Origin of the sequence: Rahnella sp. AA (assembly GCF_002834385.1) — a bacterium.
In the GTDB taxonomy this organism is placed as follows: Bacteria; Pseudomonadota; Gammaproteobacteria; order Enterobacterales; family Enterobacteriaceae; genus Rahnella.
In genome coordinates this window covers 528,262-546,960 of sequence record NZ_PITQ01000002.1, presented here as the reverse complement: position 1 = coordinate 546,960, position 18,699 = coordinate 528,262, and the positions used below count along the sequence as shown (strand labels likewise).

Sequence of the window (18,699 nt, the reverse complement as noted above, 5' to 3'; positions counted from 1 at the left end):
TATTGCTTACAATCCTGTTTTGATTGATTTACGCGGCTTAACGAAATTCTTACGTATCCTCCATGAATGCGTATTTTTCAATCATTAGGGTAACCGCTTACACTAGAATAGCTTCGATCGCTGCCAGCTCTTCCGGGCTGAAATGGCGGTTGGAAACCATGCCAACAGCGTCGTCGATCTGGCTGGTTTTGCTGGCACCAATCAGCACAGACGTCACGCGATCGCCGCGCAGAACCCACGCCAGTGCCATCTGGGAAAGCTTCTGTCCGCGCGACTGCGCAATGTCATTCAGCTTACGCACTTTCGCCAGTTTCTCATCCGTCAGCTGATCGGCTGTCAGAAATTTACTGCCGCTGGCCGCGCGGGAATCTTCAGGGATCCCTGCCAGATAACGGTCCGTCAGTACGCCGCCGGCCAGCGGTGAGAAGGCAATAGAACCCACGCCACTATCCGCCAGCGTATCGAGCAAATCAGCCTCAACCCAGCGTTCGAACATCGAATATTTCGGCTGATGGATCAGGCACGGTGTGCCGAGCTGTTTGAGGATTTCAAACGCTTGTTTAGCGCGTTCAGCCGGATAATTCGATAAACCGACGTACAGCGCTTTACCCTGGCGTACGATCAAATCCAGCGCAGCCATGGTTTCTTCCAGCGGCGTGTCCGGATCCGGGCGGTGATGATAGAAGATATCCACGTAATCCAGCCCCAGGCGCTTCAGGCTCTGGTTCAGGCTGGCAACCAGATATTTTTTCGAACCCCAGTCGCCGTAAGGGCCGTCCCACATGGTGTAACCGGCTTTGGACGAGATGATCAGCTCATCACGATAAGGCAGTAAATCTTCCTGCAAAATACGGCCAAAATGCTGTTCGGCAGAACCCGGAGGCGGGCCGTAATTATTGGCGAGGTCAAAATGGGTGATCCCGTGGTCGAAAGCGTGGCGGATAAGTTTACGGCCATTTTCAAAGTGGGCGTTATCACCGAAGTTATGCCACAGGCCCAGTGAGACAGCCGGCAGTTTGAGGCCGCTCTGGCCGCAGCGACGATATTCCATGTTTCCATAACGGGTTGGACTGGCTTGATACACCATGAGAGTCCTTATAATAAATTCACGAGTGGGCAGAAGGTAATAAACATCATAAAAAACGATTTTAGTGTATGCGCTTTCACAAGCATTTCCAGCTATTCAGATCACATCCGGAACAATCCTTAAGCCCGCGATCGTTGATTACTGTGACTATTCTTCCTTTGTATTACCTTAACTGCTGAATCGATCTCCCTGCGTGATCTCAGTGCACTGCTGTAACTCTGCGTTTCCACGGTCTATTTTGAATAATAAATATCCTATTCCCTTAATTGGAGTAATACTTAAGTCAGCGGGATTAACTGTTTCTATATTATTTAACAGAGGATCGTCATGGATAATGAATATACCGTAGGTGACTATCTCTTAGACCGCTTATCATTTAGCGGGATCTCCGAGCTGTTTGGCGTGCCGGGTGACTACAACCTGAAATTTCTCGATAGCGTCATTAACCATCAGCAAATTACCTGGGTGGGTTGCACCAACGAATTAAATGCCGCCTATGGGGCAGACGGCTATGCCAGAACTAAAGGTATTGCCGCTTTGCTGACAACCTTCGGCGTGGGCGAGCTGAGCGCCCTGAACGGGATAGCCGGTAGCTACGCCGAATATGTTCCGGTGGTGCATATTGTGGGCGCGCCACCGCTTTCCTCCCAGCGTAAAGGCGAATTGCTGCACCACACGTTGGGCGACGGCGATTTCAGTCATTTCATCCGTATGTCACAGCCGGTCAGTGTTGCACAGGCTTCACTCACGCCTGAAAATGCGCTGGCCGAAATTGATCGCGTGATTGAAGAAGTCATGTACACCTCGCGTCCGGGATATTTGTTATTACCGAGTGACGTGGCCGCGCTGCCGGTCACCCCCAAAGCGCACGCCCTGCCTGCACGCCAGCCGCCATTCTCGCCTTCATCGCTGGAAGCTTTTGTTGCTGCGGCAGAAACCTGGCTACGCGGCGCAAAACGAGTTTCCGTGCTGGCCGACTTCCTGGCGGACCGTTTCCGTGTGAAACAGGCTCTGGAACAGTGGATGGAAGAAGTGCCATTGGCACATTCCACGCTGCTGATGGGGAAAGGATTATTCAACGAACAGCAGGTCAATTTTGCCGGGACGTACTCCGGTGCCGGTAGCGCCCATTCAACCAAAGAAGCAATTGAAGGCGCGGATGTCGTGATCACCGTCGGGGTGAAATTTACGGATACCATCACCTCGGGTTTCACCCAGCAACTTCCCGCGGGGAAGTGTATCGATTTGCAGCCTTTTTACGCCCGCGTCGGCGATCAGATTTTCCATCAGCTCCCTCTCGAAAAAACGGTCAGCGTGATGCACCGCCTGACGGCTGAGCTGGCCTCAGGCTGGCCACCGTATACGGTAAAACGCACCGCGCTTCCCTTGTCCCACGATAGCAGCCTGGGGCAATGTGCGTTCTGGCAGCAGATTCAGGATTTCCTGCAGCCGGGAGATGTCCTGGTCGCTGAACAGGGCACCGCCTGTTTCGGCGCGGCGGCGCTGAACCTGCCGGAAGATTGCCTGTTTGTGGTCCAGCCTTTGTGGGGGTCGATTGGTTTTACGCTGCCGGCGGCTTTCGGTCTGCAAATTGCCGTTCCCGATCGTCGCGTCGTGCTGCTTATCGGCGACGGGTCAGCACAGCTGACCCTCCAGGGGCTCGGTGCTGCCATTCGTTACGGTCTGCCGCCGATTATTTTTGTCATCAATAATGAGGGTTATACGGTTGAACGGGCAATTCACGGCGAAACACAGCGGTATAACGATATTGCGCAGTGGAACTGGACGCAGTTCCCGGCAGCATTTGGCGGCAAAGAAGTGTTCAGTGCGCGGGCCGATTCACCGCAGGCCCTGAAAGCGGCGATAGAAAAAGCCAGCTCTCAGCGCCAGATGGCCTGGATCGAAGTCGTGTTACCGAAAATGGACATCCCCGAGCTGCTGAGTTCGGTGACCAGGTCTCTGGCAAAACGCAATTCAGGGCAATGAATCGTCGTCTGTTTCCGGCGGGTCAATCAGCTGGTCGATAAACCAGCTTCCCGCCGGGCCGGGCTGATTATTTTTACTCCACACGGCATCAACGGAAATCTTCTTCGGCCATCCGCGCAGTGACAAACTGACCAGCTTGTCGTGGCCGAACTGCTGCACAAGCCAGTGCGGCAGCGTCGCCCAGCCAAACCCCTGTTCTGCCATTTCCAGCAACATCAGATAACTCGGCGCTGACCAGATCTGCCCCTGTGCCCGGGGCATTTCACGGCGGCTGTAGGGCTGCAGACACAGCTCGCGAAACGTGTGTAACTGCTCGGGTTGCAGATTTTTAATTCTCGCCAGCGGATGCTCCCTGCTGCAAAAAATCGACATATCGGTTTGCTCGGGTAACCGCGCCGCGCCGATATCCGGCGGATAACTCGCCTGCGCCTCCACCATGCCGATGTGCGCGCGACCTGACTGCAACAGCTCGATGACGTCCTGATCTTCGGCAATCTGACACTCAAATTCGATATCCGGATAACGGCATTCAAACCGGCGCAGCAAAGCCTCATGATGCGTCGGCTGATAAGTGTCGGAAAGCACAAACGTCAGGCGGGTTTCCGGCTGCGTGGATAAACGCACGGCCAGCTCATCGAGGCGCTCGCTGGCGGCCAGAATGGCCTGAACGTGGCTCAGTACGCGCTGCCCGGCAGGCGTGAGCACCGGATGGCGGCTCTGGCGGTCAAACAGCGTTACGCCTAAATCCACTTCCAGATTGGCAATCGCCGTACTGACGGTTGACTGACTTTTGCGCAATTTACGCGCGGCGGCGGAGAAAGATCCGGCGTCAGCTGCTTCTACAAACGCAACCAGGGCTTCCGGTGAATAGCGCATAAGCAACTCTCCTGTGATTTTAATCCATCTATTTTATCGATGTTTACTATCTTTCATCCATCTTATTTAGTGATGATAATGCCCGCCTGTGACAACCGTCCCCCATTAATTATCAGGAATCAGGCAGGTTTTTATGTCTAAGCAAACACGCAATTCATCTCAGAAAACATTGGGCGAGCGCATCTTCCATGCCGTCGGCTTCGAGGCGCTGGCCGTCCTGATCTCCGCCCCGGTAGCCGCATGGGCACTGAATAAACCGATCTGGGAAATGGGCGCGCTGGCAATCATGCTGTCGACGACGGCAATGGTGTGGAACATCATCTACAACACTTTCTTCGACAAATTCTGGCCGGTCACCCGCGTGGTGCGAACGTTGAAAATCCGTATTGCTCACGCGCTGGGTTTCGAGGGCGGGTTCATTCTGATTGGCCTGCCGGTTGCCGCGCTATGGCTGGGTATCGGCCTGCTCGACGCGTTTATGCTGGAAATCGGGTTCTTCCTGTTTTTCCTGCCGTACACTGTGGCGTATAACTGGCTGTACGACACGCTGCGCCAGCGCTGGATGCAGCGCCGCGAAATGGTTCAGGATTGCCCGGCTAAACATTAATCCCCGCTGGCATTCGCCCGAAAAAAGCCCGCAGACATTTTCTTTGTTTGCGGGCTTTTTGTCGGTTATGGTTTTGTCACGCAGACGCATTACACAAAATAATGACGCAGACAAAAGGGATGCAGAAATGAAAACGTTAGGGCTGATTGGCGGCATGAGCTGGGAATCCACGGTGCCGTATTACCGCATGATTAACGAACACGTTAAACAACAGTTGGGCGGATTGCATTCAGCCAAACTGTTTCTCTACAGTGTCGATTTTTACGAAATAGAGAAACTGCAAATGGCGGGGGACTGGCAGCAGGCGGGGGAAATCCTGGGTAACGCGGCAAATTCACTGGCACGTGCGGGGGCGGAAATCATTGTGGTGTGTACTAACACCATGCACAAAGTAGCGGAAGATATTGAACGTATCGGCGGTCTGCCATTACTGCATATCGCCGATGCAACGGCTGGCAGAATTAAAGAACAGGGCTTGCGCAAAATTGGCCTGCTCGGCACCCGTTTCACCATGGAACAAGATTTTTACCGCGGGCGCTTGCAGGAGAAGCATCAGATTGATGTGGTTACGCCGGATGAGGCCGACCGTGCGATTGTCCACCGCATTATTTATGAGGAGTTGTGTCTGGGCGTCATTAACGACGCCTCGCGTGAAGAATACCGCCGGATTATTGCGAAGCTGGAACAACAGGGTGTAGAGGGGATTATTCTCGGCTGTACCGAAATCACCCTGCTGGTCGGTGCCGAAGATGCTAACGTACCTGTTTTCGACACCACCGCCATTCATGCGCTGGCGGCGGCGGAATTTGCACTAAAACAGGATTGACCTTCTTAAGGATCCTGTCGCTGTAACCGCTGTTTCGCAACCTGCATCAGCGGTTTACCTGCGAGTATCAGCCAGGCCGGCAGCATGACGATGCACAGTAAAGGCAACAGCTTCAGGCCCGGCACAACGGCGGCGGCCATAAACAGGCTGAGCCAGCCGTCGCGGGTGACAACCAGCACCATGCCCATCACCGCACAGGAAACTGTGACGGCTGCCGGCACGTCGGGTGCATATTCATGCAACATCAGGCCCAGTGACACCCCGACAAATACCGCCGGGAAAATGCGCCCGCCGCGGAAACCGCAGGCGGCTGCCACAACGAGAGCCGCGAGCTTTGTCAGGGTAATCGCCAGCAGTGGCCCCATCTCAAACAGATGGTTGGAATGCGCCAGCTCTTTCATTTCATCCAGCCCTTTGAACAGGGTAATTTCCCCGCCCACCAGCGCCAGCAGCCCCAGAACAAACCCGCCAATGCCGAGCCTCAGTATCGGATTGTGGATGCTGTTAAATGCCCGGTGGATATACGGAAACAGCCAGACGGCAATCATCCCCAGCGCAATGGAGATCAGTACAACGACCGAACCGCTGAACACATCAATCAGGCTTGAGGTGTTATAAGGCGCAATGTTGAGTGAAAAATCAGGCTGGAAGAATTGATCCGTGGTGATCGCCCCGGCGCCCGCTGCGACCAGAGGAGCAAAAAGCCTGTCCCACAGTGGTACATCTTTATTGGTGCCGAGCGTTTGCGAGAAAATAAGCGCTGCCGCAACCGGCGTGCCGAACAGTGCGCCAATCGTCCCTGCTGCCGCCAGAATAACCCAGTCAGTTGTGGGGACTGCGGGCATCAGGCGAGCGCCAAGTGCCGCCACCAGCGCAATGTTAATGACGGTAATCGGATGTTCCGGCCCCAGGCTGACACCCCCCGCCAGCCCCAGCATGAGCGCCAGTGCCAGCCCCGGTAAGGCGTTGACCGCCACGGGTGCACCAATCAGTGATTCCGTCGCCGGATCCGGCCCTGCATGGCCTGGCATATACTTAATGAGGGCTCCGACGCCAATCCCGGTCAGTGTCAGCATAAAGAGCGTCCAGCTGGCGGATTCTGTGTTGATGTTTAAAACCGCAGGAATGTTTTGCCATAACAGGTTCTGCAGCGCGCCAGAAATCATCATAACAAAGACAAGGATCAGGCTGGACAGCACGCCGATAACGACGGCAGGCAAGGCAAAAGCCAGCATGATTCTGGCACGGGGATGGAACATGCAAGGATTTCCTTATTTGTAATTTTGTTTGCCCTAATAGCTTAGATGAAACCCGGCAAAGTCTGTTTGCTGGCAGTCGACATTATTTTGTGTGACATACCGCATAAATGTGCGTTGGTTCAAAACTGCGTTGCAGCGTATAGCAATTACCGCTATTTTGCCCACACGAATCTGTAAGCTTTGCCCCCTTGGCAGGCTTTCGCCAGTCGCTTTAATTGACGATGACAGCTTACATCGTGGCGACCGGCAGCGTACTCTTTAGCACAGCCACTTTAGCGCGGATGCGCAGTATAACGAATTTACTTTTGCGGAGAATAACATGACCAAATACTCCCTGGTGGGCGATGTCGGGGGCACTAATTGCCGTCTGGCGCTTTGCGCTTTAGATAGCGGCGAGATTTCACAGTCTAAGACCTTTTCCGGGCTGGATTACGACAGCCTTGAAGACGTTGTGCGCGAGTATCTTGCGAGCCAGCATCAGGAGATTGAGGATGCGTGTATTGCCATCGCCTGCCCGATTACCGGTGACTGGGTGGCGATGACCAACCACACCTGGGCTTTCTCCATTGCGGAAATGAAAAAAAACCTGGGCCTGCAACATCTGGAAGTGATCAACGACTTCACGGCCGTATCGATGGCGATCCCGATGCTGAAAGAACAGGATCTGTTGCAGTTCGGTGGCAAAAAAGTGCAGGACGGTAAACCGGCAGTGATTTACGGCGCGGGCACCGGGCTTGGTGTTGCACATCTGATCCATGCCAACAAACAGTGGTTGAGCCTGCCGGGCGAAGGCGGTCATGTTGATTTCGCGCCAAACAGCGAGGAAGAAGACATCATTCTTGAACAGTTGCGTACCGAGATGGGGCATGTTTCTGCGGAGCGTATTCTTTCCGGGCCAGGGCTGGTCAACCTGTATCGCGCCATCGTTAAGTCAGATAATCGTGTGCCGGAAAACTTCAAACCTAAAGATGTCACCGAACTGGCGCTGTCGGACGAAAACGTCGACTGCCGCCGCGCACTGTCGTTATTCTGCGTCATCATGGGGCGTTTTGGCGGTAATCTGGCGCTGAATATGGGCACGTTCGGCGGTGTGTACATCGCGGGCGGGATTGTTCCGCGCTTCCTGGAATTCTTCAAAGCCTCCGGTTTCCGTGCGGCGTTTGAAGATAAAGGGCGTTTCAAAGATTATCTGATGGATATTCCGGTGTTCCTGATCACCCACGATCAGCCGGGATTACTGGGCGCGGGAGCTTACCTGCGTCAGTCGATAGGTTTGACGATTTAATATTTACGGCCTCCTTTGTAAGAAGGAGGCCGTAACATCAGAACCGCATTAACTGCCTGAATTCCTTCACCTTGCTTCGGCTGACCGGCACCTCGAAATCTAAATCGCTTAACCGCAGAATGTAGGTGTTGTTAAACCACGGTACAATCTCGCGGATCTTCGACAAATTCACGCAGTATGAACGATGGCAACGGAAAAAATGCTCCTCCGGCAGGCGGTTGCAGAGCTCGGTGATGTTCATCGGCATGGTGAATTCTTCTTTGCGGGTATAGACCTGCGTGACCTTTTCCTGTGCAGCCGCGTAATAAATATCGTTGATGTCTGTGACGATAATGCGCTCATCTTTAATCAGATTAATGCTGTGGCTGATACGGCCCGTACCGGCGGCGCTGCTCGTTACCGGCTGCATCTCTTCCGGCTTGTCTGTCATTTCTTTCCCGGTCTGTTCTTTATCCCGGCGAAAATGTGACTCCAGCTTTTGCAGCATAGTGACAATACGAGATTCGTGATAGGGCTTCAGGATGTAGTCAAAGGCTTCAATTTCAAAGGCTTCGGCTGCATGCTCTTTGTACGCGGTGATAAACACGATGTAGGGTTTATGGGCGAACTTACTGATATTTTGCGCCAGCAACACGCCGTCGAGCGAAGGGATACTGATATCGAGAAAAATTGCATCCACTTCATGCGATTGCAGATATTTAAGGACATCCAGCCCGTCATCAAATATCGCCTCGACGCTGATACTGCTGTGAGTGTTAATCAGATAACTCAGCTCTTCCTGAGCGGGCACTTCATCTTCGACGATAATAGCTTTCACGGAATTATCCCCCGGTGCGATCGCCCGAAAAGCGGGCGGCAGATTAAAAACGACAAAAATTTCTGATGATTCGGTTTTTTTAGCACACAGCGTGTCAGGCTATTTTGCTCTCCGGGGCGGCGGTGACTTGCGGTTGAGTGCGTGTTATCAGAAACGAAATATCTGTACCAGGCTCAAGGCGGCGAATATCCAGACCCTGACCATACAGCAACGAAACCCGGTGGTGCACATTCAGTAAACCGATCTTATTCCCCGGCATTTCATTACGTGCCACGCGGTCAATGGTTTCCTGATTAATACCATGACCGGTGTCCTTCACCGAAACCTTGATCCCCTCAGCCTGATGCTTGACTGAAATTACGACAACCCCTTTACCGCTACACTTTTGGATCCCGTGGACAATCGCGTTTTCTACCAGTGGCTGAATCAGCAGGCTGGGGATTTTAACCGAGATATCGTCATCAATATCGTAGATGACGGTCAGTTTGCTGCCAAAGCGTGCCTGTTCGATGGCGATGTAATCCTGCACCTGATGTAACTCTTTTCGCAGGTCGATCAGCTCGTCGTTCAGCTCCAGGTTATAACGCAAGTAACGGGAAAGATTGATGATTAACTGCCGCGCAACGTCAGGACGAACGCGAATGGAAGACGAAATGGCATTCAGCGCGTTAAACAGGAAATGCGGATTGATCTTGCTTTGCAGCGCACGCATTTCGGCTTTATTGGCCATCTCGCGCAACTGCTCGGTACGTGAAACTTCCATCTGGGTCGACATGATTTGCGACAGCCCGATGGCCATCACCTTCAGCGAATACGTAATACGGTGTGGATCGCAGTAATAAATTTTCAGCGAGCCGGTCACTTCGCCTTTTTCCCACAGGGGGATGATGATCAGCGAATGAATCTGCGGCGTGCGGTGCATTTCATCGTTGTTCTTGACGGTAATCTGGCCACTTTCCAGCGTGGCCTTCGTCATCTCACTGAGCGTTTCGTGGCCGATGTTGTACTCTTCGGCTCCGACACCGACATACGCCAGAATATTTTTGGTATCGGTAATCGCCACCGCATCAGCATCGATATCATCACGAATAATACTGCAAATACTGGCCAGCGACTCGGCATTGATATTACGAAAATAGGGCAGCGTTTTATTAGCGATATCCAGCGCCAGCCGCGCCTGCCGGGCGGCGATGACCTCTTTTTCATCCTCGACGCTTTGCACCAATATCACGATGAGGCCAATCGAACTGGCACCCAGGATCAGCGGTGCGGCGATATTCATCACGATATCCAGCCCGAGTGAAAACGGGCGGGCCATCAGTAGAATCAGGATCATGGTCAGCGTTTCGCACAGCATTCCGCCGATAATACCCACTTTCCAGTGCAGCGTTTTTTTGACATTTTTATTGATATAGCCTGACAGGAAACCGGCGGTAATACTGGTGATCAGGCAGGGAATTGACGTTGGCCCGTGAATGTCGATAAGAAAACGGTGAGTGCCTGAAATCACACCTGTGATGATCCCGACCCACGGCCCGAACAGGATACCGCCGGACATGATAGCGATGGTCCGTACGTTGATCAGCGAGCCTTCAACGTTGATCCCGGAGAGCGTGCCGAAAATGGCAAACAGAGAGAAAATGGCTGTCACCGCCGCCAGTTCCAGCGCCGTATGGTTATCATTTTCTTTATGCAGCAGTTTACGGAACAGCGGGGTACGCGTGAGGAAAAACAGGCAGATAAGCATCAGTGCTGCACGGTCAAAGACCGCCAGCAACATATCGAACATGTGAGGCATGGCAGATTAGACTCTTTGCACGATTTAAAGAAAGGCGTGCCAAATGGATTCAGCGGTTATTATATGTAAAAGGTCAGACTTTCACCATCAGCAGACACAGGAGAGCCATCAGAAATGATTTCGTTATCAACGCCGCGGCTGGTCATGCAGCCTGTACAGCCCGACGACTGGACATTTTTCTTGCGGCTTTACCAGGCCCCGGAAGTCATGCGCTTTATCGGTGATATTGAAACACCCGCACAAATTCACAGCCGGTTCGAACAGCGTCTTGGTGACTGGGATCGCTACTGTGATTTCTGGTTATGTTTGCTCATCCGTGAAAAAGAGACCGGTGCCGCCGTGGGTCTCACCGGGTTTTTCCCTGACTGGCGGCCTTATCAGCAGGGTGAAGTCGGCTTTATTCTGGCACCGGAACATCAGCGTAAAGGGTATGCGGTGGAGTCATTACGTGAAGTGCTGAATTTTGCATTCAACCACTGCGGCTTCCATCGTTTACAGGCCAATGTGCTGGAAGGCAACGATGCATCACGCCGCGTGCTGGAGAAATGCGGCTTTCAGTTCGAAGGGCGGTTGCGTGACAGCTACAGGATTGGCGAGGAGTGGAAAAACGACTGGCTGCTGGGGTTGCTGGCGGGCGATCCGCGCCCTTAGTTAAAAAAATGTTGCTCACTCTCTCGACAGCCATTTTGCTCTGCGTTATGTTCGTTGAAGGCCGCAAAGCGGCCAGCGTCGCTCGGACGGTCCGGGCGCTTACGTATCCCAGAGGAAATTATGGCTGATTCCAGTTCACCCCGTCGTTTTTCACGTATCGATCGTCTTCCCCCTTATGTTTTCAACATTACTGCTGAACTGAAAATGGCCGCACGCCACCGTGGCGAGGACATTATCGATTTCAGTATGGGGAATCCTGACGGCCCCACGCCGCCACACATCGTGGAGAAACTGGTGCAGGTTGCGCAGCGTGAAGACACGCACGGGTATTCGACATCTCGTGGTATTCCGCGTTTGCGCCGGGCGATTTCCCGCTGGTACGCCGATCGTTATCAGGTAGAAATCGATCCGGAAAGTGAGGCTATCGTCACCATCGGGTCGAAAGAGGGGCTGGCGCATCTGATGCTGGCGACGCTCGATCACGGTGATACCGTTCTGGTGCCAAACCCAAGTTATCCGATCCACATTTACGGTGCAGTGATTGCCGGTGCGCAGGTACGTTCCGTGCCGCTGGCGGAAGGTGTGGATTTCTTTGCCGAGCTGGAAAAAGCTATTCGTGAAACCATTCCTCGCCCGAAAATGATGATTCTCGGCTTCCCGTCTAACCCGACGGCGCAATGCGTAGAACTGGATTTCTTCGAGCGGGTGGTGGCGCTGGCAAAACAATACAACGTGCTGGTGATCCACGATCTGGCCTATGCCGATATCGTCTACGACGGCTGGAAAGCCCCGTCGATCATGCAGGTGCCGGGTGCGAAAGACATCGCCGTGGAATTTTTCACGCTGTCAAAAAGCTACAATATGGCGGGCTGGCGTATTGGCTTTATGGTGGGCAATCCTGAGCTGGTCAGTGCGCTGGCGCGTATCAAAAGTTACCACGATTACGGCACCTTCACCCCGTTACAGGTGGCGGCGATTGCGGCGCTCGAAGGTGACCAGCAATGCGTGAAAGACATTGCCGAACAGTATCGCCAGCGCCGGAACGTTCTGGTTCGCGGTCTGCACGAGGCGGGCTGGATGGTGGAAAATCCGAAAGCATCGATGTACGTCTGGGCCAAAATTCCGCCAGCGTACGCCCATTTAGGGTCGCTGGAATTCGCGAAGCGACTGCTGGCTGACGCGAAAGTTTGTGTTTCGCCGGGCATCGGTTTCGGTGATTACGGTGATACGCATGTGCGTTTCGCGTTAATCGAAAACCAGGACCGCATCCGCCAGGCCGTACGCGGCATTAAAGCGATGTTCCGCGCAGACGGCCTGCTGGCACCGAAAAAAGCCGGCAGCGAACCGCCCGCTGAGTCCGAATAATTTTCTGAAGCAGTGAAAGCCGAATGTATGAAAGCCAGTCATCTCAGATGACTGGCTTTTTTTATCAACGAATGGCCGAGGGCGAACAGCCAAACCGCTGCCTGAACCGCAAAGAAAAACGCGAACTGGCGCGGTAGCCGCAGGCATCCGCTATTTGTGAAAGGCTCCAGCGCGTGGTTTGCAGCAGGGTCATGGCATGGTGCATGCGGATATCCTGCAATAATGTCCGGAAACTAATCTGCTCTTCCACCAGCCGCCGCCGCAGCGTGGCTTCACTCATTGCCAGCTGCTGGCTGGCATTTGCCGCCGTCCAGGCAAATTCTGGCGCGGAAGACAGCAGCGTGGTCAGCCGGGTCCCCAGCGGTTCACCGGCGCGTGGCATGAATAAAATCCCGCGCTCCGCCAGCGCAATCAGTACGCCGGTCAGGCGGTTCTGTTGTACCGCAGTGCTGGCGGGGTTGCTGATCGCGCGAAGGCAGTAATCCAGCGTTTCCTGCAATTCATCATCCAGCGGAATAATTTGGAAACCATTAAGCGCCGGCAAAGGGGTCAGCAGCGGGGCGTTATCACGGTAAAATCCGGCGATCAGCGACGGTGAGAACCCCAGAAACAGCGATGAGAAAACCCCGGTTTCGGCATCGGGCATCTTGCTGACGTGTGCCTGAGTGTGTTGCGAAATCACCATCAGATGGGGCGAGTTCCCCAGCATCTCCGGGGGCTCGTGCTCCAGGCGTAGCGTCAGTTGCCCGGAATGAACCCGCAGCAATGATGGCTCAAAAAAACGAAAATTAGACGCCTGATGAGGTTGTTGCAAAAAAGGCTGTGCCAGAGAAAAAAGCCGGTCGTGGTTGACCGGCAACTGGTCAGGCAGAAGATTTCCTGCATTGCTGTGGTTTTCAGGCTGCACGGTGTCTCCTGCCAGAGGGCATTAATTCAGGTTCGGGTTTAACGTATAGGTCCCGGTCAGGCTGGCTTGTGCCAGAACGTGACCTTCGATGGCTGCAAGAACATCCGGGCCGTAGAATTTATCCTGCAATTCCAGTGCAGGGATATCCAGCGCATACAGCGTAAAGACGTAATCGTGCACGAGTTCATCATTCCACGGCGGGCAGGCGCCGTCATAACCGTAATAATCGCCACCCATATTTTCATCATCGCCAAACCAGGCGGTGTAACCGTTGATGCCGTGGCGCATTCCGGCTTCAGCAGGCAGAGCAGGCTTGCCATGTGGCGTCACGCTGTCGCTGTGGCTGCCTGCGGCAATCTCACGGGTGTCTGCGGGAATATTGACAAGCAACCAGTGGAACAAATCGATACGCGGTAACGACGCTGAAACCACTTTACCTTCCTGATTGACGTCATCCGGCCGGCTTGGAACATGCGGATCCACGCACACCAGTGCAAACGAACGGGTGTTTTCCGGCACGTCGTGCCATGCCAGATGCGGGTTTTTATTGCTGGAAAGCGCCAGATGGTTTTTTTCATCTTTTACGGCAAAAGCAAACTCGCCGGGCATGGGTGAACCGTTCTCAAAACTTTGGCTGATCAATTTCATTGGATAATCCCCGTAAGGTCATTATGTGTCAGTGTGAATGGATTATAAAGGGATGTGAGGGACAGTGTGGGACATAGCCAGTCATATTACTCACTTTTCCGCTCATATTGACCGGATGTGTCAATTCATGTCTGGGGGAGACGGCTGAACAGGAATATCCACAAAGTCTGCGTAATTCCTCTCTATACTCACTCCGAGACCTTTTAATGAATATTTATCCTCCGGCCAGGAAATTGCTCATGAAAACCCGCTATTCGCTGTCCCAGATAAGCCTGCACTGGGCAACGCTGTTGCTGATTATTCTGACTTATGCGGCCATGCTGACCCGCGACGACTTCCCCGAAGACAATCAGCCACTGGTGCGTTTGCTGCATTTTAATTTCGGCATTTGTGTCTGGTTACTGATGTTCATTCGTATTTTTTTGCGTACCCGCCACGCAACCCCGGTCATCACGCCTGCATTGCCGCGCTGGCAAATCGCCGCCTCTCATGCAGTACATGGTGTGTTGTATCTGTTGTTTCTTTCCCTGCCCGTGCTCGGTGTTTTGACACTGGAATTTGGCGGCCGTGACTGGTATTTATTCGGCTGGCACGTGCCGCAGTTTGTCACGCCGGATCCCTCCGTCCGGCGCACCGTGCGAACGGCACATCAATTTCTGGCGAACTTTGGTTATTACCTGATTGGATTACATGCACTGGCGGCGATTTATCATCATTATTTTCGAAAAGATGACACCTTACAGCGCATGATGCCTTAATGATGAATTCACCGGCAGGCCGTGAGGTCTGCCGGTAAAAGCACGCTAAGGCTATTCTTCGTCGCGGTTGTAATGAACCACGCGGCGTTTACCTTCTATTTGTATATCCGCCCATTTGCGGGGGACCGGTTTGACTTCCCCGTTGCGCAGGGCCTGAATCAGCGCTTCGCTGTCCTTTTCCTGATACAGATAAAGCTCGCCCGCTTGCGACCACTTTCCGTCCTGACGGCTGTAAACGCGGCAGTTAACGGAGGGAATATCCGCGGTATTACAGAAGAAAACTTCTTTTTGTTTGTCGCCGTTTAAATCCGGCGTATTGATGATGCAGGCGTTCTGCAGGCTCAGACAATCGCGCAGCGTGTTGCGGTACTGTTCCAGATCTGGCAGGGCCTTCCACCAGGAATCATCGGGCTGAACTGCGCCTTTCGCCAGCAAAATCATCTTCTTCGCCTCTTCAATCCGGTAGCTTTTCGCCAGTGCGTCGGCATCTTTGTCGTTGTAAGAGCCCCAGCGGGATGTCTGCGCCTGAATTTTTTTCAACGCAACCAACAAACGTGGATCAGCCGTAAAGGCAGGGTGCTGTTCCAGTTTGCTCAGTGCGTCATTACCGCGACGTCCTGTTTCGAAGCGCAGCATTCTCAGGTCGAGATCTTTCGCCTGCGTTTTTCCACTGTCCAGACGGGCAATCTGGTTATTCACGCTGATACGGTAAGGATCGAGAACCGGGCTGTTAGCCGCAATCACCAATATCACGATCAGCAGGGATAGCGGTTTATTGAACTGCGTGATCCGCGGCAGCCAGCCCGGATGCTTGTCGATCACCGAAAAGCTGTAGCAAAGTGAAGCGGTCAGCGTGACGACGATGATCAGTACCGCCCACAGGCGCTGTGGCGTCCAGCCATATTGAGAGATGCGTAGCCCCGTGGCATACAGTGCCAGCGCGGCATACACCGGCAGCAATAAGATCGCGGCGTTGACCATGAGCCGGATAAAACGAGGGTAAGGTTTCTCCGTGCTATCCGTTTCACGTACCACGTTGACCAGCAACAGAAGGCTCAGTGCCATAATGGTCAGCAAACTGGCCGCAGACCAGGTGAGCGAAAGCGCGGTCAGGCCCGTGAACGGCAACGCAAGCAGGAAAATGAGCGCGACAAATGCCACCAGTGGCAGCAAGCCTTTCAGGATGAAGCCGATGATATTGCGTGTGGTGTTCATCAGTGAAGGCTGTGTGCGGCAGGTGACAATACTCACCCCCAGCAACAGCCCGTAAACCAGCCACATAAACACGGGTGTATCAAAAAACAGTGTGTGGAAATACTCAATGCCGATCAGCCTGAACAACGCTGCACAAAGCGCCATTACGCCCAGCGCCAGCAGCATCAGCAGCACGGTCAGCATCGCACACAGCGTATTCTGGCTGTAGCAGGCAGACAGATTGGCGTAGCGGTAACGGGTTTGTGCCGGGAAGGCTTGCACCTGCAACCACGGCAGAATAAAGAACACCAGAAGTGCCAGCGACAAATAGAACGCCGGGATCACGGCATTCACTGACGTACCGAAAAGGTTGCTTTTTGCCCAGGCCGCCATGCCTGCCAGCAGCAGCGTGATGAGCGCCATACCTCCCCAGAAACGGCGGTTACCCAGCTCCGCAACTGATAATGAAATTAGCACCGGTAATACCAGTGCCATAGTTTGTCCGTAAATATTATGGGTAAAGCCGGTAAATTTCGGCGAATCGTACCCGGAGATAAAGAAGTACAGCAGCAATCCCTGTAGCAGACATATTGCGATGATCAGCCAGCGGCCAGATGGCGAAACAGGCGGCATTTCGCGACCTGTTCTGGTGAATTGAGACATCCGTGACTCTCCAAGAGTGTAAGAGGAAGTAATGGTAAAAACTCCTGCCAGTGTAGTGGGTTCCGCTCCTGAGTGCAGAAAACTCTTCATATGGCATGAGGCATGGTTTTGTGAGCCTTACCGCATAACTGGCAAAATCAGATGCAGTTACTAGGCTTAATGATTGGATGGAGAATTTCGAGGTGAAAATGTCAGCACACGAACTGAAAGAGAAACGCATTGAAATCGTTAAGAATTTTTACGCCAAATTGGATCAGGCAGACGCATCGTTATTGGATCTTTTTGCAGAGGATGTCGTGCTTTTCTTCCCTAAATTTGGCACCGCGCAGGGAAAGTCATCGCTGGGCGAACTGGGAAAACGCTTTGCGCTTGAAATCGACAAAATCCAGCATATTCAGGATGCTTTTCAGTTCCTGAGTGAGGGCGACACGGTCGTGCTGGAAGGGCAGATGCGCGGCGTGATGCAAAATGGCGATCGCTGGCCGACCTCCGAGGTCCGGAGCCATCATTTCTGCACCGTGTTTGTATTTGAAGATTTGCTGATCAAACGGCTGAGCATTTATCTGGATCCTGATTTTAATCTTGAAGATAAAAAGCGGGTTAACAATTACCGCCAGACCGTGAAAGCCGAAGAAAATAAATCCTGATACGGTTTTAAAAAAAGAAGGGGGAGGGTTTCAACCAACCTTCCCCCTTCGCCAACCGCCGCCCATCAGGATTCGGCAGGGACAACGCTGTTTTTGTAGCGTTGCAGAACCGGTGAATTCACCTCTGAAGGATTCTGCAATTGCCACAGATTACGATCGATGCCGTCATTGACCAGATAAATGACCCCGGATTCAATGGCCGACATCAGGCACAACATCACTGGCTCGTTGGTGGTATAGCCCAGTTCGCCTTCCAGCAGACGCTGATAGTCGATAAAGCGGAATACCCCGGCCTGGACTTCATACGACAAGATGGTCTTACTGGTATTAACAGACGACAGAACTTCCCCGGTATTGACGTCGACAGCACGCAGGTTCACGGCTATCTGGTCTAACTGGTATTGCGTACTGGCGCCGATGCCAAAGTAGCGCGCCCCCACGCCGCCCGATTTCACATTGCTTTCGTAACCGATAATCGAGCCTTCAATCAGGATATTTGCCGCCACCAGTGACGAAAGGGGTCTCTGGTTATTAATGGCGACACTGCCATTTTCCTGCGCTGCACGGATAATTTTGCGTTCGTTCAGCAAATTTTGCAGGCCCTGACGTTCCAGGGGGATAAACCACTTCGAATCTTTCAACGCGGATACCAGCATTGCCGTGGCGCTTTGCGGCACCGCCGTTGAGAAGTTACTCGCCGGATACGGTTTGAACTGGCCGGTTTCATCCTGGATATTGTAAACCGAGACGAAAACACGTCCCCGTGGTGACGGGAGATGCGTCAGATCCGTATAACTTTGTGCTCGCGGCAGTAATGTCGGTTTGGCGGCTTCTTTAGGTGGCGCTGTGAGACACCCGCTCAACACAAAGACTGCGATGAGTAATAAATAGCTGCGCATGATGTTGTTCCTGTTTTTATTGGTCATAGGAATCAATTGGTTGTACTAGACAAACCCTGAACCTGAATAGTGGACACTTTGCCGGTTTTGCGGTCGGTGACGTTCATGACCAGCTGCCCGTCGGTATTCTGGATATCCACAATAAAGTCCTGCGTGACCAGCCGCCCCGGTTTGCCCTGATTAATGTTGCCCATCAGGCTGCTGAGCAATTGCGACTGAATCGATGCCGTGAAGTTATCCAGCGCCGATGTACTGCTTGAGCCAAAGTCATAAGCGTTCGGATCTTTATAAGAATTCTGCGCCTGAGCCTCATTGAGCAGAAACGCGCCATTATTCGGGTTGCCGCCGAAATTCGGGTTAATAAATTGGAAAACCATATTGCCGCCCCAGGAAACCGGGGACGCCGTCAGCAATGCCAGCAGCATG

General features: G+C 53.1%; 18 protein-coding genes. 8 read left to right on the top strand and 10 right to left on the bottom strand.

The window, feature by feature from the left end:
• Nucleotides 1-97 precede the first annotated feature (97 nt).
• Nucleotides 98-1,087: an L-glyceraldehyde 3-phosphate reductase gene (mgrA, locus tag CWS43_RS07255; protein ID WP_101076240.1), complete on the bottom strand. Its 990-nt coding sequence runs from the start codon at nt 1,085-1,087 to the stop codon at nt 98-100.
• Nucleotides 1,088-1,414: 327 nt separating this feature from the next.
• Between mgrA and CWS43_RS07250 the strand changes: the two genes are divergently transcribed.
• Entirely contained in the window at nt 1,415-3,073 is a 1,659-nt protein-coding gene (locus CWS43_RS07250; RefSeq protein WP_101076239.1) for an alpha-keto acid decarboxylase family protein, read from the top strand.
• Here CWS43_RS07250 and CWS43_RS07245 read toward each other — a convergent pair.
• On the bottom strand, nt 3,062-3,949 hold the full coding sequence (locus tag CWS43_RS07245; protein ID WP_101076238.1) for a LysR family transcriptional regulator: 888 nt from the start codon (nt 3,947-3,949) through the stop codon (nt 3,062-3,064). The two genes, CWS43_RS07250 and CWS43_RS07245, sit on opposite strands and share 12 nt — an antisense overlap.
• Before the next feature lie 133 nt (nt 3,950-4,082).
• Between CWS43_RS07245 and CWS43_RS07240 the strand changes: the two genes are divergently transcribed.
• Nucleotides 4,083-4,556: a multidrug/biocide efflux PACE transporter gene (locus CWS43_RS07240; protein WP_101076237.1), complete on the top strand. Its 474-nt coding sequence runs from the start codon at nt 4,083-4,085 to the stop codon at nt 4,554-4,556.
• 127 nt (nt 4,557-4,683) lie between these two features.
• Nucleotides 4,684-5,382: an aspartate/glutamate racemase family protein gene (locus CWS43_RS07235; RefSeq protein ID WP_101076236.1), complete on the top strand. Its 699-nt coding sequence runs from the start codon at nt 4,684-4,686 to the stop codon at nt 5,380-5,382.
• A gap of 5 nt (nt 5,383-5,387) precedes the next feature.
• Here CWS43_RS07235 and CWS43_RS07230 read toward each other — a convergent pair whose 3' ends face one another.
• Nucleotides 5,388-6,641 (bottom strand): ion channel protein, encoded by a 1,254-nt coding sequence (locus tag CWS43_RS07230; protein ID WP_101076235.1) that lies wholly within the window; start codon nt 6,639-6,641, stop codon nt 5,388-5,390.
• Nucleotides 6,642-6,960: 319 nt separating this feature from the next.
• Between CWS43_RS07230 and glk the strand changes: the two genes are divergently transcribed.
• Nucleotides 6,961-7,926: a glucokinase gene (gene glk / locus CWS43_RS07225; protein ID WP_101076234.1), complete on the top strand. Its 966-nt coding sequence runs from the start codon at nt 6,961-6,963 to the stop codon at nt 7,924-7,926.
• Nucleotides 7,927-7,963: 37 nt separating this feature from the next.
• Here the strand turns inward: glk and CWS43_RS07220 are convergent, their stop codons facing one another.
• Together CWS43_RS07220 and CWS43_RS07215 are read right to left on the bottom strand one after the other, a co-directional pair.
• The gene (locus CWS43_RS07220) at nt 7,964-8,743 is read right to left on the bottom strand and encodes a LytTR family DNA-binding domain-containing protein (protein ID WP_101076233.1); all 780 of its coding nucleotides are present in this window, start codon (nt 8,741-8,743) and stop codon (nt 7,964-7,966) included.
• Nucleotides 8,744-8,837: 94 nt separating this feature from the next.
• Nucleotides 8,838-10,541 (bottom strand): sensor histidine kinase, encoded by a 1,704-nt coding sequence (locus tag CWS43_RS07215; protein ID WP_101076232.1) that lies wholly within the window; start codon nt 10,539-10,541, stop codon nt 8,838-8,840.
• A gap of 114 nt (nt 10,542-10,655) precedes the next feature.
• Between CWS43_RS07215 and CWS43_RS07210 the strand changes: the two genes are divergently transcribed.
• Both CWS43_RS07210 and alaC read left to right on the top strand, forming a co-directional pair.
• Nucleotides 10,656-11,192 (top strand): GNAT family N-acetyltransferase, encoded by a 537-nt coding sequence (locus CWS43_RS07210; protein ID WP_101076231.1) that lies wholly within the window; start codon nt 10,656-10,658, stop codon nt 11,190-11,192.
• A 120-nt stretch (nt 11,193-11,312) separates the two neighbouring features.
• Nucleotides 11,313-12,557, top strand: coding sequence for an alanine transaminase (gene alaC / locus CWS43_RS07205; protein WP_101076230.1), 1,245 nt, complete (start codon nt 11,313-11,315; stop codon nt 12,555-12,557).
• A 64-nt stretch (nt 12,558-12,621) separates the two neighbouring features.
• On the opposite strand, the gene CWS43_RS07200 is transcribed toward alaC, so the two are convergent.
• On the bottom strand, nt 12,622-13,464 hold the full coding sequence (locus CWS43_RS07200; protein WP_101076229.1) for an AraC family transcriptional regulator: 843 nt from the start codon (nt 13,462-13,464) through the stop codon (nt 12,622-12,624).
• 21 nt (nt 13,465-13,485) lie between these two features.
• Complete coding sequence (locus CWS43_RS07195) at nt 13,486-14,112, bottom strand: YbhB/YbcL family Raf kinase inhibitor-like protein (protein ID WP_101076228.1); 627 nt, start codon at nt 14,110-14,112, stop codon at nt 13,486-13,488.
• Nucleotides 14,113-14,351: 239 nt separating this feature from the next.
• Between CWS43_RS07195 and CWS43_RS07190 the strand changes: the two genes are divergently transcribed.
• Nucleotides 14,352-14,870, top strand: coding sequence for a cytochrome b (locus tag CWS43_RS07190; protein WP_101076227.1), 519 nt, complete (start codon nt 14,352-14,354; stop codon nt 14,868-14,870).
• A gap of 51 nt (nt 14,871-14,921) precedes the next feature.
• On the opposite strand, the gene CWS43_RS07185 is transcribed toward CWS43_RS07190, so the two are convergent.
• The gene (locus CWS43_RS07185) at nt 14,922-16,727 is read right to left on the bottom strand and encodes a DUF4153 domain-containing protein (RefSeq protein WP_101076226.1); all 1,806 of its coding nucleotides are present in this window, start codon (nt 16,725-16,727) and stop codon (nt 14,922-14,924) included.
• A gap of 188 nt (nt 16,728-16,915) precedes the next feature.
• Here CWS43_RS07185 and CWS43_RS07180 point away from each other — a divergent pair, with 188 nt between their 5' ends.
• Nucleotides 16,916-17,374, top strand: coding sequence for a nuclear transport factor 2 family protein (locus CWS43_RS07180; protein ID WP_101076472.1), 459 nt, complete (start codon nt 16,916-16,918; stop codon nt 17,372-17,374).
• 65 nt (nt 17,375-17,439) lie between these two features.
• On the opposite strand, the gene csgG is transcribed toward CWS43_RS07180, so the two are convergent.
• Together csgG and csgF are read right to left on the bottom strand one after the other, a co-directional pair.
• Complete coding sequence (csgG, locus tag CWS43_RS07175; RefSeq protein ID WP_101076225.1) at nt 17,440-18,273, bottom strand: curli production assembly/transport protein CsgG; 834 nt, start codon at nt 18,271-18,273, stop codon at nt 17,440-17,442.
• A 32-nt stretch (nt 18,274-18,305) separates the two neighbouring features.
• Nucleotides 18,306-18,698 (bottom strand): curli production assembly/transport protein CsgF, encoded by a 393-nt coding sequence (gene csgF / locus CWS43_RS07170; protein WP_101076470.1) that lies wholly within the window; start codon nt 18,696-18,698, stop codon nt 18,306-18,308.
• Nucleotide 18,699 lies beyond the last annotated feature (1 nt).

Excerpts from the sequence above, each read along its gene's own strand:
- mgrA (WP_101076240.1), bottom strand. The coding sequence starts at position 1,087 with ATGGTGTATCAAGCCAGTCCAACCCGTTATGGAAACATGGAATATCGT.
- CWS43_RS07250 (WP_101076239.1), top strand. The coding sequence starts at position 1,415 with ATGGATAATGAATATACCGTAGGTGACTATCTCTTAGACCGCTTATCA.
- CWS43_RS07245 (WP_101076238.1), bottom strand. The coding sequence starts at position 3,949 with ATGCGCTATTCACCGGAAGCCCTGGTTGCGTTTGTAGAAGCAGCTGAC.
- CWS43_RS07240 (WP_101076237.1), top strand. The coding sequence starts at position 4,083 with ATGTCTAAGCAAACACGCAATTCATCTCAGAAAACATTGGGCGAGCGC.
- CWS43_RS07235 (WP_101076236.1), top strand. The coding sequence starts at position 4,684 with ATGAAAACGTTAGGGCTGATTGGCGGCATGAGCTGGGAATCCACGGTG.
- CWS43_RS07230 (WP_101076235.1), bottom strand. The coding sequence starts at position 6,641 with ATGTTCCATCCCCGTGCCAGAATCATGCTGGCTTTTGCCTTGCCTGCC.
- glk (WP_101076234.1), top strand. The coding sequence starts at position 6,961 with ATGACCAAATACTCCCTGGTGGGCGATGTCGGGGGCACTAATTGCCGT.
- CWS43_RS07215 (WP_101076232.1), bottom strand. The coding sequence starts at position 10,541 with ATGCCTCACATGTTCGATATGTTGCTGGCGGTCTTTGACCGTGCAGCA.
- CWS43_RS07210 (WP_101076231.1), top strand. The coding sequence starts at position 10,656 with ATGATTTCGTTATCAACGCCGCGGCTGGTCATGCAGCCTGTACAGCCC.
- alaC (WP_101076230.1), top strand. The coding sequence starts at position 11,313 with ATGGCTGATTCCAGTTCACCCCGTCGTTTTTCACGTATCGATCGTCTT.
- CWS43_RS07195 (WP_101076228.1), bottom strand. The coding sequence starts at position 14,112 with ATGAAATTGATCAGCCAAAGTTTTGAGAACGGTTCACCCATGCCCGGC.
- CWS43_RS07190 (WP_101076227.1), top strand. The coding sequence starts at position 14,352 with ATGAAAACCCGCTATTCGCTGTCCCAGATAAGCCTGCACTGGGCAACG.
- CWS43_RS07185 (WP_101076226.1), bottom strand. The coding sequence starts at position 16,727 with ATGTCTCAATTCACCAGAACAGGTCGCGAAATGCCGCCTGTTTCGCCA.
- CWS43_RS07180 (WP_101076472.1), top strand. The coding sequence starts at position 16,916 with ATGTCAGCACACGAACTGAAAGAGAAACGCATTGAAATCGTTAAGAAT.
- csgG (WP_101076225.1), bottom strand. The coding sequence starts at position 18,273 with ATGCGCAGCTATTTATTACTCATCGCAGTCTTTGTGTTGAGCGGGTGT.
- csgF (WP_101076470.1), bottom strand. The coding sequence starts at position 18,698 with ATGCTGCTGGCATTGCTGACGGCGTCCCCGGTTTCCTGGGGCGGCAAT.